We start from the raw sequence: 16997 nt of genomic DNA on the forward strand, positions 1-16997 counted from the left end.
TTGCCAAAAGACATGAAAGAGCCGGGCCCGCACCCGGCTTCTGCAATTCTCGCGCCAGTATTTAAATTTCCGTTAGCCAATCTAGGTTCGGCTGCACTGCCGCCCCATCTCGAACGGTAAACTGCTGTTGATGCCCAAACGCAGATGGCCAGCGAGCCTCCAGCGACGGATCAATGCGCTCGGGCGCCATAGACCACGAGCTAAGTACCAGACGCGCGCGTGGCGTCCAAACCACCAAATGCCCCGCTTGCTCAACCGCAAGGGACAATTCAATGTCCGCATTGGGCCTTGTAGAAAGACCACCAATCTGCCGGAATACATCTTTGCGTACCATAAGGCATTCGCCAGCCACCCCCTTACAATTGCGAACTGAAAGCGGCCAACGGGCGCTTTCCACTACTCTAGGACTAGCGCCATGCCATGGTGCTTGCACCAAGCCGCCCCTCACCAATTCAAAACCAGCATGGGCCATTGCACCATCGGCGTCGTACAACGCAGCTCCAACAACTCCCACTTCCGGCCGCTGCGCCTCGTTGAGCAGCACTTCAACCCATGCCGGCGTTTGTACCCGGCAACGTTCTGACAACAGGATAAGATACTCCCCCCTTGCTTCGCCTGCCGCAACATTAAGCCACTCAGCTTGAGAAGCACCTTGTTTCGCAGAGACCGCACTCACACGCACAGAAAACGACTGCAGAGTATCCAAACCAGATAGTGAGCCGTTACCTCCAACTAGTATAATTTCGTAGCGCGGATAACGAGTACGCTGCAACACAGCTGTTACGCAAGCCTCCAGTTGCCGCTCATCACCCTCGGACGCCACCAATATACTTACCAGTGGAGTACTATTATGGCGGTAGTCAATTCCCAGCCCCCGACTACCTTCATCACTGACTTGAGCCCGATAACCCAACCGCTTTAGGTGACCACTGACAATCGAAGCTGCTACCGACGATAGCTCCGAGGAAGGCTCTTGGCCGATCACCAGATATTCGTCCATATGTGCAACACCCGCTACGCCCTTTGCTTCGACTATACGCAATAGCATTTCAAACTCTACGCCATGGCGATGTAATTGAGCATAACCACCAAGATCCAGCACGGTTTGACGGCGAACAAGCCAATGACGCGACATAAGCCCCGGCTGTGTGCGTAGCAAATCCAGATTGGCGCCAGGCCGAGCGATGCTCAATAGCCCCCCCCGCACATCCCGCTGCACCTCGTTAGCGGCAATAGCATGGCAGGTCGAGGCCTGCTGGACTTCCACCATCAAACGCAGCAGTCCGCCGCCCAATAACACATCACCTGCCTCCAGCAAAAGCAGCCAGTCACTCGGAAGCTGGCGCACCACCTCATTAAGATGATTTACCCAGTTGCTTTCGGCAACCCTAATGAAATGCAAGGTATCACGTGCAGTTGTAACCGCCGGCAGCCGCCCCGCTTTGAGTACAACGAGTTTAAAATTGCTAACACCAGCAGCGAGTATGCTATCGAACGTGGCCTGAAGAGCTATATCGTCATTGCCCAAATCCAGCACAATGAAAGCAAATTGCTCAGGACAACGTGCATTGATTGCTGCTGATACACGCTGCTGGGTCATTACATCAGGATGAGCAGCTTCGAGCGCACGAAGTATACGCCCCGAGGGAGTAACCTGTAGCCGCAACTCATAGGCGGCACTAGGAACTCGCTCAAGACGTGAAAGCCAACCCTTTAGCTCCTCAGCTCGCTCTTGATTATCAGCCTCCGTCAGCGTCTGCAGCAGTTTTTTACATAGCTCTGGATCAAACAAGCCGAGAGCCAGAGCTTGCCAATAACGCAACTGCAAGCTCTCGACAGTATCATTGGGGTGCTCTTGAAGCAGGTCGCGCTGGCGCACCCATACCCCCTCCAGAGCGTCATATTGGGCTTTCCCAGCAGGCCAGGCGTGGCACAAGAACTCCACTGCCGATAACTGCGAGAATAACCCGCTATTATAGTAAGGCATCTCCACCCATTGACGTACCTCGAAGGAACGCTCAGGATCATTGACAACACTATTCCAACTAGAAGTGAACAACAACGTCGCGTCGCCATGATCGTAAGTGTTTCGCACAAATTCGCTGAGAATCACATAGTGACTATCGTCATTACGTGGTGCGTTTTGCTTACTGTCCCAATCACGCAAGAAGTGCAGCGCACGATTCAGCCTTTCCTCACGCACAGTCAAACTGCAGGAGTCAGATTTATAAGCACTCAAGACATCCGTCTGATCCAACTGAGCGATCTCACCCAGCGCCAGAATGGAATAGGCTAGACCAAGGCGAAACGACGCTTCGTCACTGAATGGCGGAGCTTCGGCCAACGCAGCCTGCAATGCAGATACCCTGACTACTGCCCTCCAGGCTTGACGGCCAGCTTGTGCATAAAGCTGGAGCCGCGACAGCGCTCCGGAACCATTTTGCACCCCTAAGTGTGCGCCAAGCTTGTGGTACTTCACTTCAGCGCTGCCAACTACCATTCCAAGGGCATAACCTTGGGCAGCTATCATCAAAGGTTGCGCATGTAAGCATTCCACTGCGTGCTGCAAGGCAGACTCAAGAACGAAGTCGCTTTCCTCCGCCAGGACGACGAAAGGCGTCGTCACCTGACTCAATGTACTAGCAAGGCAATCCCGAATGGATGTGTTCGCAACGTTGACGGAGGAGGTCGCGAAAGCTAGGCTCGGAATACCGGCTTGCTGGTAATAATACTGTGCACGGGCCTGGTAAGCATTCTGGCCCTGCCCCAGTACAATCACGGTCACTTCATTACTGGATGCTGCTGCAATATCCGCCATAACGGCCTCTCCGATTATTTGAGCCAAACAACGCGTCGCCGAACTTCAGGTTCAATCTGCCAGCCAGGCATTGGCCCAATGTTGCAGGTGATGCCGCGACAGTACATAGTCACTTAGCACAGCCTCACGCAATGCATCCCCTTGCTGATAGCTGGCATGCGGATCGCTAAGATGCATACGAATTGCCTCAAGCCAGTATTCGGCCTCATTACGTTTAACCCGAGTACAAGGTAAATATCCCGCATACGCTTTGGTTTCCGTACAAATTACCGGATAGCCGCAAGCGCCATACTCCAGAAGCCGCAGGTTACTTTTACAATCGTTGAATAAGTTCTGCTCGAGCGGCGCTAGCGCCAAATCGAGGTTCATGCTGGCCAACTTCCGGGGATACTGAGCCATCGGCACACCCTTGTGGAATTCCTTTACGTAGGGGCGCAGCATCTCTGGACACATGCCAAAGAAAACCCAATCGACTTCATCTGCCAACGTTCGAACAACCTCTAGCATCATCTCCAGATCCCCACGATGACTGGACCCTCCCGCCCAGCCGACCCGGGGCTTGGCACTGGTTTGGCGCCGGCTCAAAAGCCCAGCCCACAGCGAGGCAGCCAACATATTAGGAACAACCCGAATATCGTGATGCATATGCGACAAAGCGTCCGCCAGTGGCTGAGTAGAAACAACTAATTGATCACAAAGACCGACAGCTTGCCCCAATAGTTGAGCAATATTCTTGGGCCAGTTGCGAGCGTGGTCGTTCTTCGCGGAGGGCTCCAATATATAATCGTCAATTTCAAAGACTCGCCTAGCATTGGAAAACTGTCGAATATCAGCGATTTCCTGAATATTCTCGCCAGAGCAGCGAAGCTGTAGAATCATCACATCCGGCTTCTCACGCTCAGCCGTGTAAGGATCCGGCATTTGATAACTAACCTGCCCCTGAACCCACCCCTCACGCTCCAGCTCAGTGAATGGCTGAATGACCCGATAATGCCCCACAGCGGAAGTGTTGAATGGCAATGCCAAGACCGATGGCACAGCTCGAGAGATAAAGGGATCCCAGCCGCTACGCGACCCCGGCTCTAACCTGAACCCTCCCTGCTTCAAGCTGAGGTTTTTATTATAAGCAGGGTCATTGGCTACATCCGCCAACCAACGCTGGTAAAACACCCGTTCATCCTCTATACGTCGTGCTGCGGTGCTCGCGTTCAAACGAGCCACTTTTGAAAATGGCGTCCAAACCACCAAGTAGCCCGCTTCACGCACTCGCAGGCAGAAATCGGCGTCGAAGTAGGCTTGCTGCAAAGCCTGTGTATCCAAGCCTTGCAACTCGATGAACAATTCTCGACGGACCAATAGACAATCCAAGCTTACAGCGGACCAGTTTTGCACCACCCGCAGGCGGTCCAGGTAACTATCGCCATCTGCAGGACTCCCTGCAAACGGGTTTCCTACCACGCCAGCCAAACCGAGCACCAGCGCACTGGAGGCGGCGGAGCCATCGCCGGCATAAAGTTTTGGCCCAACCACCCCAACCTCTGGGCGCTGCGCCTGGCACATCAGTTCTTGTAACCATTGCGAGTCAAATAGCACACAACCTACATCGAGCAACAATAAATAGTCGCCATAAGCGTATTCAGCAGCGTGATTTAGACTCGCGGCAATCCCTAGCACTCCGACGTCAAGGATCCTTAACTGGGCGCTCTGTAAGCTTTTCATTGCCATCAACCAGTTCTGCAGTTCGACTGGCTCATTGCCCCTAACGACTAGCAGCACTTCATAGTTGCCATAGTGGGTGTGCGCCAGCAGCGATTCGACGCAACGACGCAACGTGAGAAGATCGTTGCCCACCTGAATCAGAATGGAAACGCTCGCTGGCTGCCCATGCTGATAAATCACGCGGGCCGCCAAACTACCTTCGATAGCCCTTACCTCCGCAGCCACGCCCATTCGTTGCAAGTGAGCACTCACGACCTTAACAGATAGAGCACGTACAGCTGAGTCACATACCCAATCGGCATAGGTATTCTGACTCTGCACCAGCAACTCGGGAATGTGCTTGACTACCTGTAAGCCATGGGTTTCGACCAAACGCCAGAGCAGGTCGTGGGGCGCCAATTCTGCGAACCGTGCATCAAAGCCACCCAGCGCACTCATAGCTTCACAATTGAACGCCAATTGTCGACCGACATAGGGCATGCTGCGCATCAAATCAAGATTGAAGTCAGGCTTGAAAATTGGCTGGCCTGACTCTCGTCCGTTATAGCCACCTTCATCAAAGTAAAGGCACAAGCTGCCAGTAACCAACGCCATTCGCTCAGCCATTATGACTAGAGCCTGAGTATGCAGAAGATCCCCCGCCTGCAACAGCAAGATCCAATCAGCGCGCGCTTCGCGGATCAACGAATTGATATCGCAAAAACCTTCATCGTGGCGCGCGCGATAATGGACATCAGCAAGCGGCTGTGTCGGACACGGCAGACCAAGCACTTGAATGGAACTAGCCGCATAAGATTGCGCAATCAGGCTATCTAAAGTGGCGCGCAGCGCTAACTCCTGATCCTCGTTGCAGAATACCACAGGCATTATTCGAGGTCGGCAAGGCCACTGCTCCATACGCTTAGGCAGCAAGCGTACTTGCCCTACCGACAACGAGCGCGTTTCGAGCCACTCCGCGTACAGATCAGAAAAAGTAAGACTATGAGTACCCACTTGCTGTTCAAAGAAGGCTAGCTGCTTGGATGTAAAGTTCCGTACATCCAACTCCTTCCAATCCGCCTCATGCCCATAACCACTGGAACCCATTGGCAAGTAACGCACCCATCCCTCGGCGGGCTCCCTTTCACCAGTTCTTGCCGCCAACATCTGCTGCAGCCAGTCGGTCTCGATCTTGGCTGCTTCAACCATTGAAACGTGATAACTCAGCCTTCCCGCGTGAACTCTCTCAATACTCCAAGCGTGCTCCAACGTGACCAAGTGCCCGCGTCGCAGCAAACAAATATACACAGCCATATCCAAGCGAGCAGTGAACCCCTTCCCGTCCTGCACCAACGGGCCCAAGTACTCCTCCACCTGAACCCGCCGAAAAAGTGCATGACTGATACCACCAAAGATATTTGCAGCACTCTCAGCCACACAAGCGAGCAGATCGGTACCATAAAGTATTGCTGACGATGGAGCTATAACTGCACTGAGTGGTCGAGAGGGCAACAATACATCATCAGCATCACAAACCAATCGCTGGTTAATCACCATGCTCGCCTGTTCGTGCTGGCGAAAAGCCTGGGTCTGATGTGCAATGCACTGAACCATCAACAGGTCATCATCGCAGAGAAACTTAATAAATTCTCCCGAGGCATGACTCAGACAACATAGTAAGTTACAGGAAAACCCCAAACGTTTCGAATTCCGCACATAACGGAATGCAACGCGCGAAAGACCACCCAACTCATCACAAATCGCTTTTATTTCCATCCCCGGACTGTCATCACAAACGACGACCTCCAAGTTCGGATAATTCTGATCCAACGCACTAGCTAGCGCACCGCGAAAAAAAGCAGGATTGAACGCTGGGATAGCGATTGTGACGAGAGGTTGTGCGTTCACGCGTTGCTCACTTAAGCAGTAAAACAGCTATATGGCGAAATTTGCAAGACGACCTTTAACTCAGGTCATCTCGCATATATTTTCTTGATCAGATGTAATTGACCAACGACAGCCCCGCGATTTTCGCGTAAGCCTGCAATGAAGCCTGCAACATGTTGGATTGCATGTTCAGGCGCAGCATCACCTCAGCCGGATCGCTTTCACGGATCGAGCTTTGCGTCTTGGTATTTTCAGCGCTCAGCGCTTCGTTGGTTTCCGCCTGCACATCCAGCGCCTGCCCACGCCCACCGATAGCGCTGATGGAGGAAGACACCTGATTTATGGCACTCGATACGTTACCCATGGCCGAATCCAGCGAAGCCAGGAAGTTTTGACGCGCAACCGGGTCGCTATCCACTGGCGTACTCAATGCCGTGCGCAACTTACTGATGGTATCAAGCACGTTCTGGGTCTGATGAGTATCCACTTTCACCCCAAACGAATCACCTGCACTCGGCGGCCCGGAAAGCTCGAAGCTAACCCCGGCAGCGGTTGCGGTAGTGCCATTGGGACCACCCAGCGATCCCTTGGCCACTGGGCGGCTATCGTCGGTTACCGGCGACGCATAGAGCTCGAACGTCGAACTGCTGGTGAACTTGAGCACTGCGCCCCCTGACGGGAATGCTGCCTCGTATGCATTCTTGTCAGTAATGGTGGCACCTGTAATCTGCTCCGAAGAGGCGTTACCTGGGCTGCGCGCACCCGACACTTCATCGGGCTTGGAACTCAGGGTGAACTGATGGCCTGCAATTGCGGCATCTTCGTTACCCTTGTCACCATCCTTGTAGGTGATATCCAAGCGCAGATCAACGCCGCGGAAGCTGATGCCGGCACCCTCGGCATTAGGGTCAAACTTCCCCCCCCCACTCGCCTCGAGCGTAACGTCATTACCCTCAGCATCGGTGATCTTGTACTCAGTGCTGCTGAGAAACTCGATCGTGTATGGCTCGCTGCCACGGAACCGATCATTGTAGGTAGAGCTACCAGCAACCTGACCATTGGACATGTTGATACGCCCATCATCGACCGCCGGCGCAGTCAGCTGCGCCTGGGTCCGACTGGTATTGAGCGCCTGCTCGAAGGCTTCATAACCGGTTTCGTTGGCAGCCAGGCTGAGCATGTCTCCCACCTGCAGGTTCAACTTGCCTTGATCGCCTTGGTAACTGTAGGTGCCGTCCGCATTGCGAACGTAAGGCGGCGTATCGCCCTTGGAGCCAGAGAATATGTATTTGCCACTTTCGTCCCGGCTATTCATCAGGTTAAACAGCTGATCTTCCAGCGAAGCCAGTTCGTCAGCGTTCGCCTTGCGGTCAGAATCCGTAAATGCGCCGTTACCAGAGCTAATGGCCAATTCGTTGACGCGCTGCAGAACATTGCCAATAGACGTCAGTGTACTTTCCGCAGTGCCCAGCGCATTACGCACATTCACGGTATTGGTGGAGTACTGTTTCAGCATGCTCTGCTGCTGCTCAAGCTGGAGCAAACGCGCCGCGCCCACCGGGTCATCTTTACCGGAGCGCACGCGGATGCCATCGCTGGCCTCCTGCTGGCTCTTCACGGTGTTGGCAAACGTGCGCTGATAGTTGGCACTGCTGGTGTTGTAAAACTGCGAAGTAGAGATGCGTACGCTCACGATCTACGGCTCCTTAAAGACTGTTGATCAGGGTGGCGAAAGTTTCCTGGGCCGCCTTGATGATCTGCGACGACGCGGTGTAGTACTGCTGGAACTTGACCAGGTTGCCGACCTCTTCGTCCACCGACACGCCCGACAGGCCGTTGCGACTGTCCAGCGCCGAGGTGTGCAATGCATTGGTGGCATCGCTGTCCATTTGCGCCTGGCCGGCCTTGCCACCGACGTTGGAGACCAACTTGGCGTAGGCATCGGTGAAGCTGATGCCCTTGCCATTGGCACCTACTTCGATCGTGGGCTTGGTCTGCAGGTCAATGACCGCCTGAGCATTGCGGTTGTCCGACGAGCCTGCGCCGGTCAAGGCCACGGTGTAGCTGTCACCGTTCTGTGGCGCGCCGGAAACGCTCATTTCAAAAGTGAAGTTGCCGCCTAGGGAGTTGCCATTGCCATCCACCATCGGCACCGACAACTGCAGCTTGTTCTCCTGGCCCGGCACGATGGTGCCACGGCCAATCTCAGTGCCCTTGGCGTCGTACAGCTTGTAGGCCTGGGGCGAGGTGGTGTCATCACCGAACACCAGCTTGACTGGGGTCGAATAGGTCAGACCCGCCTGCAACCGCGAACGCTGGGCAGCATCATAGATGTCAAGTTCCGATGTCAGCGTCGGCTGGGTGATCACGCCGGTGCCCTTGTTGCCCGAGCCACTGGTGGCGGTAAGCGGTGACGACAGCGCCAAGCCTTTGGGGTCGGTAAGGACAGTTTCGATGCCTGCGGCGGCATTGCGAGTCGGGGTAATCTTGAAGCTGTCGCCGGCAGCCAAGCCACCGCCATTGAGCGACAGGGTAAAACCGTCGATTACAGGTGCGGGGTCATCGCTGAGGTCGTAGCGGCCCATCTCGGTGCCTTCCGGCAGTTTGCGCACGCTGTAGCCCGTGGCACTGGTGAAAGTTACCTGGTAGTCGCTGGTAGACAACTTGCCGGTGTCCTTGATAGTGACATCAAGGTTGCCGGAGCCGGCGCTGTTGGTCGACTTGGCGATACTGCGCTCGCTGACGGTTTTGGCGCTGTTGATATCACCGAACAACGTGGCGCCGAAGTTGCCGTTCTTGTCGACACCTTGAGCCAGCTGGCTGTTGATGGCATCAGCTACTGCCAAGGCGACGCGGCCCAACTCATTAAGTGTCGGGTCGAGGGTTTCAGTACGGTAACGGATCAGACCACCGAGCTCGCCACCCGTGGCACTGCTGGTAATATCCATCTTGGTCGAGCCGCGATTGAGGATCAAGCTCGAACGGGTCGGGTCGGCCGCGCTTGGCTCCACGCCCAAGGTCTGGGTGGTCTTGCCCAGCACAAGCGCCTGTCCGTTCTTCAGGTAAATATCGTAGTTCCCTTCACGCTCGACCACGTCGGTGCCAATCAGCTTGTTCAGCTCACGCACCGCACCATCACGCTGGTCTAGCAGATCGTTGGGCTGGCCGGCAGTGGCACCGACCCGCGTGATCTGGGTGTTCAGCTCCGCGATGGTCTTGGTCAGGTTGTTCACCTGATCGGCAATCCCGGCCATGTTGCTGTTTACGTTGCTCAACTGCTGGTTGAGCTGTGACGACAAGGTGTTGAAACGCTTGGCCAGGGACTGTGCGCTGGACAACAGCAATTGGCGCGAAGAGTCTTCCGCCGGTTTGGCAGCCGCATCCTGCATGGCTGTGAAGAATGTTTTCAGCGCAGCGGTAATACCGGTATCGCTACTGGACAACGAGGTATCCAGCGGGGTGATCTGATCCAGGTACGAGGACGCCTCACTGCTCAGCGAGGTGGTGGTACGCAGCTGGTTCTCGATGAATGCGTTATACACCCGGCGAACGTCCGCCAACGTGGTGCCCGTGCCAATGAACACCTGGCCGACTTGTTGCCCGCCCTTGGTCTTTTGCACGTTCTGTTGGCGCGAGTAGCTTTCTACATCGGCGTTGGCGATGTTGTTACCGAGGGTGTACATCCCCGATTGCGCGGCACCCAGCCCCGACATACCAATGTTGATCAGACTCGCCATGGTTCCATACCCTTAAAGTTTTGTTGCGGTACCGAGCATTGCGTAGTGCTCGTACGACTTCATCTGTCTTGCGATCTGCGAGATCTTGCTGGCGTAATTCGGGTCGGTGGCGTACCCGGCCTTTTGCAATTCTTGCACGAACTGTTCTGGTTTATCGGCGGCCTTCACCGCATCTTGATAGCGTGAATTGTTCTGCAGCAGGCTGACCAGGTCGTGGAAGCTGTCCTGGTAGGAGTCGTACGAGCGGAACGCCGCCGTCTCCTTGACGAACTGGCCATCACGGTACTCGCTGGTAATCGCCCTCGCCTCACCGCCATCCCAGTTGCCAGTGGCTTTGATGCCGAACAGGTTGTGGCTGCTGCTGCCGTCGGTGTTGCGCATGACCGACTTGCCCCACCCGGTTTCCAGTGCGGCCTGGGCCACCAGGTAGCGTGGATCGATACCAATGCGCTTGGCCGCCTGTTCGGCCATCGGCAGCATGGTGGCGACGAATTCATCGCTGTCGCCAAAGGCTTTGTTAGGCGCCAGCGGCGGCTGGGCCACGGCGCGGCCGACGATGCGCAGGCCGCTGTCCGGCACGGCGAAGGCCTTGGCGACCTGCTGACCGTCACGGGCCGGGACGGTGGCGGTGTTGGCCGTGGCGGCCGATGGCACGATACCAGCCAACAGGCGGTCAGTGAGTTTGCTCGGCAGCGCCAGACGACGTGAATTGAGCGCGGCGACGTCGTTGCGGGTGGCGGTCGACTGGGTGGCATGCACGGGCTCGGTCACCTTGTTGCCCCACAGCGCCGGGGCATTGCCCTCGGTTCGTGGAAACGGGCTGGTGCTGGCCGGGCTGGCCTTGTTCTTCGACAGCTGGCGCACCAGCACATCCTGCAGCCCGATACCGCCACCTTCGCGCGACATGCTCACAGCCAGTTGCTGGTCATACATGTCACGGTACTGCTTCACCGTCTCGGTGTTCATCGGGTTGTCGTCCGCGAGAACATCGCTGGCCTTGCGTGAGGCCTTGAGCATTTCGCTGATGAACAGCGACTCGAACTCCTGGGCGACCTTGCGCACGTTGGCATCGCTGTCGCGGTCGCCATGCTTGAGCGAGCTCAGCCGATTGAGGTCGGTGTAGGCACCGCTGTCGGCGCTGCCGGAAACCAGGCTTTTGCTGTTCATCCGCGCCGCCCTCAGATCACGATCAGGTCGGCCTGCAAGGCGCCGGCCTGTTTCAGGGCTTCGAGGATCGCCATCAGGTCGCCAGGCGCTGCGCCCACCTGGTTCACCGCACGGACGATTTCATCCAGCGTGGTACCCGGCCCGAACTTGAACATGGGCTTGGCTTCCTGCTCGGCATTGACCCGCGAACGTGGCACCACGGCGGTCTGGCCATTGGAGAACGGCCCAGGCTGGCTGACTATCGGGTCTTCGGTAATGGTCACGGTCAGACTGCCGTGGGTGACCGCCGCTGGCGACACCTTGACGTTCTGGCCAATGACGATGGTACCGGTGCGCGAGTTGATGATCACCTTGGCCACGGCCTGGCCCGGGTCGATTTCGAGGTTTTCCAGGATCGACAGGTAATCCACACGCTGGCTTGGGTCCATCGGTGCACTGACGCGCACCGAACCACCGTCCACGGCCTGCGCCACGCCAGGGCCGAGCAGGTCGTTGACCTTGTCGACGATACGCTTGGCGGTGGTGAAGTCGGGGCGATTGAGGTTCAGGGTCAGGGTATTGCCCTGGTTGAAGCCGCTCGGCACCGCACGCTCGACACTGGCACCACCCGGAATACGGCCGGCCGACGGAACGTTAACGGTGATCTTCGAACCGTCACGGCCTTCTGCATCAAAGCCCCCGACTACCAGGTTGCCTTGGGCGATGGCGTAGACGTTGCCGTCGATACCCTTGAGCGGGGTCATCAGCAGGCTGCCGCCGCGCAGGCTCTTCGAGTTACCGATCGAGGAAACGGTAATGTCCACCACCTGACCAGGCTTGGCGAATGCCGGCAGGTCGGCATGCACCGACACCGCCGCAACGTTTTTCAGCTGCACGTTGCCGGAGCCGGCCGGCACCTTGATGCCGAATTGCGACAGCATGTTGTTGAAGGTTTGCAGGGTGAATGGGGTCTGGGTGGTCTGGTCACCCGTGCCGTTCAGCCCCACCACCAAGCCGTAACCGATCAACTGGTTGGAACGCACGCCAGAGATGCTGGCGATGTCCTTCAGGCGCTCGGCCTGAGCAGCGAACGCACAGGACAAGAGCAGGGTTGCGGCAATCAGCTGCCTCACGTTGAACATGGTCATCCGTACTCAGAAAGGCCAAAGCGGGCTGATGAAGAAGCGGTCCAGCCACCCGGGCTGGCTGGCATCGGCGAACGAGCCGGTACCGGAGTAGGTAATGCGCGCATCGGCCACACGGGTGGACGGCACGGTGTTGTCGGTGGCGATATCGTCGGCGCGGACCATACCGGCGATGCGCACCAGCTCTTCGCCGGTGTTCAGGGTCATCCACTTCTCGCCGCGCACGGCGATAATGCCGTTGGGCAACACTTCGGCCACGGTAACGGTAATGGAGCCGGTCAGGGTGTTGCCCTGGGTGGCCTTGCTGTCGCCCTTGGTGGCGCGGTCACCGCTGTAGCCGGCTTCCAGCGACAGGTCACCGCCACCGAACGGGTTGTTGGTGTTCGGCGTACTGCCGAACAACGACGTCAGGCCAATGTCGGTCTTGCTGGTCTTGGCGATCTGCGAGCCGGCGTTCTTGCTGGCCGACGTGCGCTCGTTCAGGGTGATGGTGATGATGTCCCCCACCCGGAACGCCTTGCGGTCGCTGTACAGGTTCTGTTCGAAACCCGCCTGGTAGATCGAGCCGTTGTTGGCCGCCGCCGGCAACGGGGTGCGCGGCAGTACCGGCGCGTAGTACGGGTCGTTTGGCTTGGGCGTCGGGCCGACGCAACCTGCCAGCAACACCGCCCCCCCCAGGGCGAAAACGGACAACAGACGATTCATGACGCTTACCTCACAGGCACAGGTGTAACAACAGAACAGGGCTTACAGTTGCTGGGTAACGAACGACAGCATCTGGTCGGCGGTAGAGATGACTTTGGAGTTCATCTCGTAGGCACGCTGGGTGGTGATCATGTTCACCAGCTCTTCCACGGTGCTGACGTTGGAGTTTTCCAGCGTTTGCTGCAGGGTGGTGCCGAAGCCGTTCAGGCCCGGGGTACCAACCTGTGGCGCGCCGCTGGCAGCCGTTTCAAGGAACAGGTTGTCGCCGATGGCCTGCAGGCCGGCCGGGTTGATGAAGTCGGCAGTCTGGATGTTGCCGATCACCTGCGCAGCCGGGTTGCCGGCAGTGGTGATCGACACGGTGCCGTCCTGGCCCACGGTGAAGGTTTGCGCATCGTTCGGCACCACGACCGCAGGCTCCAGGGCAAACCCGTTGGCGGTGACGATCTGGCCATCGGAGTTCAGGTGGAAGGTGCCGTCACGGGTGTACGAAACAGTGCCATCCGGTTGCAGCACCTGGAAGAAACCTCGCCCGTTGACAGCCATGTCCAGCGGGTTTTCGGTGGTTTGCAGGCTGCCGGTCTGGAAGTTTTTCTGCGTACCGACGATGCGCACACCGGTACCGACCTGCAGGCCCGACGGCAATTCGCTGTCCTGGGTGGACTGCGCGCCGGGCTGGCGTTTGATCTGGTACAACAGGTCCTGGAATTCGGCACGATCACGCTTGAAACCGGTGGTCGACACGTTGGCCAGGTTGTTGGAGATGACGGTCAGGTTGGTGTCCTGGGCGGACAGGCCGGTTTTAGCGACCCAAAGAGCCGGAAGCATTCAGTATTCTCCTCGTGCGCCTGTTTTACGGCACCCGTTCAAAAGTGGTTAGCCGATTTGCAAAACACGCGCCATGGCTTCGTCGCCTTCCTTGGCCGCGTTCATCATCTTGACGTGCAGTTCGAATTGACGGGACAGCGCCAGCACCGAGGTCATTTCTTCAACCGCGTTGACGTTGCTGCCCTCCAGGAAGCCCGACACCACCCGCACATTGACATCGGCGGCGGCTGGCTGGCCATTCTGGGTATGGATCAGGCCGTCCAGGCCCTTGCTCAGGCCTTTGGTGTCGGGGTTGACCAGCTTGATGCGGTCAACCTCGGCCATCACCCGCGGGTCTTCGCCCATGGAACGAATGCTGATGGTGCCATCGGCACCCACCTCAACCTTCTGCTCTGGCGGGATGGCAATCGGGCCACCGTTGCCGATCACCGGCATGCCGTTGCCGGCACGCAGCACGCCAAGCGCATCGATGTTCAGGCTGCCGGTGCGCACATAGGCCTCGCTGCCATCGGGTGCCTGCACAGCGATAAAGCCCTTGCCGGTTACCGTCACGTCCAGGTCACGGCCGGTTTCCACCATCGGCCCCTCACTGAAGTCAGTGCCCGGGCGCTCGGTCATGGCAAAGGCACGCGCCGGAAAGCTGTCACCGAACACCGGCATCGACCGCGCCTGCTCCAGGTCACGTTGAAAACCATTGGTAGAAATGTTGGCCAGGTTGTTGGCATGCGCCTTCTGCGCCAGCGCGTTCTGGCTGGCCCCGGTCATGGCCACATAAAGCATCTTGTCCACAATCATCCTCCGTTGCACTGGCGGCCGTTTGCCGTTCGCCGTTGCTCTACAGGGGCTAAAGCAAGTTCCGAACCAACTTGCCAAAAGCACGTAAAAGCCCATGAATACGGGCAATCGGAAAAGCCTGGGCGACGACAGCCGCCGGTTATCCGGCGCTGCTTTGCCGCTGGCGGCAAAGCGGTTTCATCTACAGGCAACCCCGTGCCTACGGCAGGTCACGGCAACGCGCATTGTTGTAAGGCCCGGCAAAGCGCCTCCAGCCTTCACCTGGCGACCACTGCGAACACACCAGACGCCCATCCACCAGGCTTTCCCATCGCCAGTAAGGCGCTGGCGCCGCCTGCAGCTGACCAAGACAGCAGGCAACCAGCATTGCGACAAACAGCCTTTTCATCACCCCTCCTGCAAAAACAACGAACCCCTTCACGAGAAAGGGGTTCGCCTGTACGCACTCAAACGATCACGATCAAGTCATCTGAATGATGGTCTGCATGACGGTGCTTTCGGTCGAAATGGTCTTGGCATTCGCCTGGTAGTAGCTTTGCGCCTTGATCAGATCAACCAACTCCTGCGTCAGGTTGACGTTGGAACCTTCCAGCGAGTTGGACTCGATCGAGCCCAAGGTACCGGTTTTCGGCGAGTCGATACCCGGAATGCCCGAGTTGTAGGTCTCGGTCCAACGGGTACTGCCGATTTGCTGCAGCCCCTGCTCGTTGGCGAAGCTTGCCAGCGCTACCTGGCCAATGGCGCGCGACTGGCCATTGCTGAAGGAGGCGAACAATACACCCGTCGCATCGATGCTCAGGTTGGACAGGATGCCCGTGGCATAACCGTCCTGGGACTGGGACATACGCGCCGTTTCAGTGTTGTAGGAGGTGGTGCTGGCCATCGACATTTTCATGCCGGCAGCATCGCCCACCGCACCGTTGGCACCCCAGTTACCCGAAGCATCTTCAACTGCCGGCACCCAGCCAACCATGCTGAAGGTATTGTTGACGACCGTGAACGAGGTGCCCGCCGGATGCCCCGTGTTGTCGGCTGTCATCGAGTTGACCGAGCCATCGCTGTTGAATGCGATCGTGCCCACCAGCGGCTCTGTACTTCCCGGATTGAACGGGTTACGCCCGTCAACGAGGGTGTACATGGTCCACTCGTTGGTACCAGTCTTGCGATAGAACTGCTCCATGGTGTGTTCGTTGCCCTGGCTGTCATACACCTTGGTCGGGAACGAGCGGGTATAGGTCGTATCGTCAGAAGGGTCGAACGGCTTGTTTGCCACCAAGGCAGGCGAGGTGACACCCAGCGACTGGTCGGTACCTGCCGCGCCACTGGCAACCCAGTCACCATTGGCATCCTGAGCGGCCGGCACCCAGCCGGTCATGGCGAACGCGCCATTGCTGACCGTGAACGATGCACCACTTGGCACGCCCGTGGTGTCAGCCACCATGGAGCTGATGGTGCCATCACTGTTGTAGTTGATGGTGCCGGCCAGCGGAGTGGTACTGGCCGGGTCGAACGGGTTGCGACCGTCGACCAGCGTGTACATGGTCCATTCGTTGGTGTCGGTCTTGCGGTAGTACTGCTGCACTTCGTGTTGAACGCCATCAGCATCCAGCACGGTACTGGTGCTGGAGCGCTGATAAGTGCTTGGATCCGCCGGGTCGAATGCGGCCATGGAAGGCGGCTTGGTGTTGTCATACACCAGGAAAGGAATCGAGGCCGCCGAGGAGTTCAGGTTGATGCCCTGGTCGATCAATGAGGTTGCCTTGGGCTGCAATGCCGACGTATCGATCTTCAGGTCGGTCAGGACGCCTTTCTGGATCTTGCCAGTGGCATCCGCCATGTAACCTTGCAGGCGCAGGCCATCGGAGGTCTCGACGAAGTTGTCCTTGCTAGGCTGGAAAGCACCCGCCCGCGTGTAAACCTTCGAGCCGTTGTCAGACAGTACGAAAAAGCCCTGGCCCTGGATGCCCATGTCCAGCACGTTGCCCGTGGTGTTTACATCACCCTGGGTGAACTGCTGGGAAATGGCTGCCAGCCGCACACCGTTACCCACCTGGTTCTTGCCCACACCCAGGCGGTTGGCGCCTGCATAGACGTCCGCGAACTCGGTACGCGAGGACTTGAACCCCGTGGTATTGACGTTGGCGATGTTGTTGCCGGTGACATCCAGTTGTTTGTTGGCTGCGTACAGACCGCTAAGGCCGATATTGAAAGACATGAATTCGCTCCTTTTGCCGCTCT

At 57.5% G+C, this 16997-nt stretch carries 11 protein-coding genes; all 11 read right to left on the reverse strand.

Going from position 1 to position 16997, the window contains the following annotated elements; translation table 11 throughout:
* Positions 1-61: 61 nt before the first annotated feature.
* The gene (locus ACFY9W_RS18375; protein ID WP_391132727.1) at positions 62-2818 is read right to left on the reverse strand and encodes a glycosyltransferase; all 2757 of its coding nucleotides are present in this window, start codon (positions 2816-2818) and stop codon (positions 62-64) included.
* Positions 2819-2869: 51 nt separating this feature from the next.
* The gene (locus tag ACFY9W_RS18380; protein WP_391132730.1) at positions 2870-6424 is read right to left on the reverse strand and encodes a glycosyltransferase; all 3555 of its coding nucleotides are present in this window, start codon (positions 6422-6424) and stop codon (positions 2870-2872) included.
* 88 nt (positions 6425-6512) lie between these two features.
* Entirely contained in the window at positions 6513-8096 is a 1584-nt protein-coding gene (locus tag ACFY9W_RS18385; RefSeq protein ID WP_391132733.1) for a flagellar hook-associated protein 3, read from the reverse strand.
* 13 nt (positions 8097-8109) lie between these two features.
* Positions 8110-10140 carry a flagellar hook-associated protein FlgK gene (gene flgK, locus ACFY9W_RS18390; protein ID WP_391132736.1) on the reverse strand — a complete coding sequence of 677 codons (2031 nt, stop codon included), beginning with the start codon at positions 10138-10140 and terminating at the stop codon, positions 8110-8112.
* A 12-nt stretch (positions 10141-10152) separates the two neighbouring features.
* The gene (gene flgJ, locus ACFY9W_RS18395; RefSeq protein ID WP_391132739.1) at positions 10153-11307 is read right to left on the reverse strand and encodes a flagellar assembly peptidoglycan hydrolase FlgJ; all 1155 of its coding nucleotides are present in this window, start codon (positions 11305-11307) and stop codon (positions 10153-10155) included.
* Between the two features lie 11 nt (positions 11308-11318).
* Positions 11319-12428, reverse strand: a complete 1110-nt coding sequence (locus ACFY9W_RS18400; protein WP_391132742.1) for a flagellar basal body P-ring protein FlgI — start codon at positions 12426-12428, stop codon at positions 11319-11321.
* A 12-nt stretch (positions 12429-12440) separates the two neighbouring features.
* Positions 12441-13136 carry a flagellar basal body L-ring protein FlgH gene (flgH, locus tag ACFY9W_RS18405; RefSeq protein WP_201202940.1) on the reverse strand — a complete coding sequence of 232 codons (696 nt, stop codon included), beginning with the start codon at positions 13134-13136 and terminating at the stop codon, positions 12441-12443.
* A gap of 42 nt (positions 13137-13178) precedes the next feature.
* Positions 13179-13964: a flagellar basal-body rod protein FlgG gene (flgG, locus tag ACFY9W_RS18410; protein ID WP_012315556.1), complete on the reverse strand. Its 786-nt coding sequence runs from the start codon at positions 13962-13964 to the stop codon at positions 13179-13181.
* A 48-nt stretch (positions 13965-14012) separates the two neighbouring features.
* Entirely contained in the window at positions 14013-14753 is a 741-nt protein-coding gene (gene flgF, locus ACFY9W_RS18415) for a flagellar basal-body rod protein FlgF (RefSeq protein ID WP_391132747.1), read from the reverse strand.
* 205 nt (positions 14754-14958) lie between these two features.
* Positions 14959-15147 (reverse strand): hypothetical protein, encoded by a 189-nt coding sequence (locus ACFY9W_RS18420; RefSeq protein WP_016711817.1) that lies wholly within the window; start codon positions 15145-15147, stop codon positions 14959-14961.
* Between the two features lie 72 nt (positions 15148-15219).
* The gene (locus tag ACFY9W_RS18425) at positions 15220-16974 is read right to left on the reverse strand and encodes a flagellar hook-basal body complex protein (RefSeq protein WP_391132750.1); all 1755 of its coding nucleotides are present in this window, start codon (positions 16972-16974) and stop codon (positions 15220-15222) included.
* Positions 16975-16997 lie beyond the last annotated feature (23 nt).

The sequence above is a fragment of the Pseudomonas sp. NPDC008258 genome (assembly GCF_042956345.1).
Taxonomy (GTDB): domain Bacteria; phylum Pseudomonadota; class Gammaproteobacteria; order Pseudomonadales; family Pseudomonadaceae; genus Aquipseudomonas.

Excerpts from the sequence above, each read along its gene's own strand:
- ACFY9W_RS18375 (WP_391132727.1), bottom strand. The coding sequence starts at position 2,818 with ATGGCGGATATTGCAGCAGCATCCAGTAATGAAGTGACCGTGATTGTA.
- flgK (WP_391132736.1), bottom strand. The coding sequence starts at position 10,140 with ATGGCGAGTCTGATCAACATTGGTATGTCGGGGCTGGGTGCCGCGCAA.
- flgJ (WP_391132739.1), bottom strand. The coding sequence starts at position 11,307 with ATGAACAGCAAAAGCCTGGTTTCCGGCAGCGCCGACAGCGGTGCCTAC.
- ACFY9W_RS18400 (WP_391132742.1), bottom strand. The coding sequence starts at position 12,428 with ATGTTCAACGTGAGGCAGCTGATTGCCGCAACCCTGCTCTTGTCCTGT.
- flgH (WP_201202940.1), bottom strand. The coding sequence starts at position 13,136 with ATGAATCGTCTGTTGTCCGTTTTCGCCCTGGGGGGGGCGGTGTTGCTG.
- flgG (WP_012315556.1), bottom strand. The coding sequence starts at position 13,964 with ATGCTTCCGGCTCTTTGGGTCGCTAAAACCGGCCTGTCCGCCCAGGAC.
- ACFY9W_RS18420 (WP_016711817.1), bottom strand. The coding sequence starts at position 15,147 with ATGAAAAGGCTGTTTGTCGCAATGCTGGTTGCCTGCTGTCTTGGTCAG.
- ACFY9W_RS18425 (WP_391132750.1), bottom strand. The coding sequence starts at position 16,974 with ATGTCTTTCAATATCGGCCTTAGCGGTCTGTACGCAGCCAACAAACAA.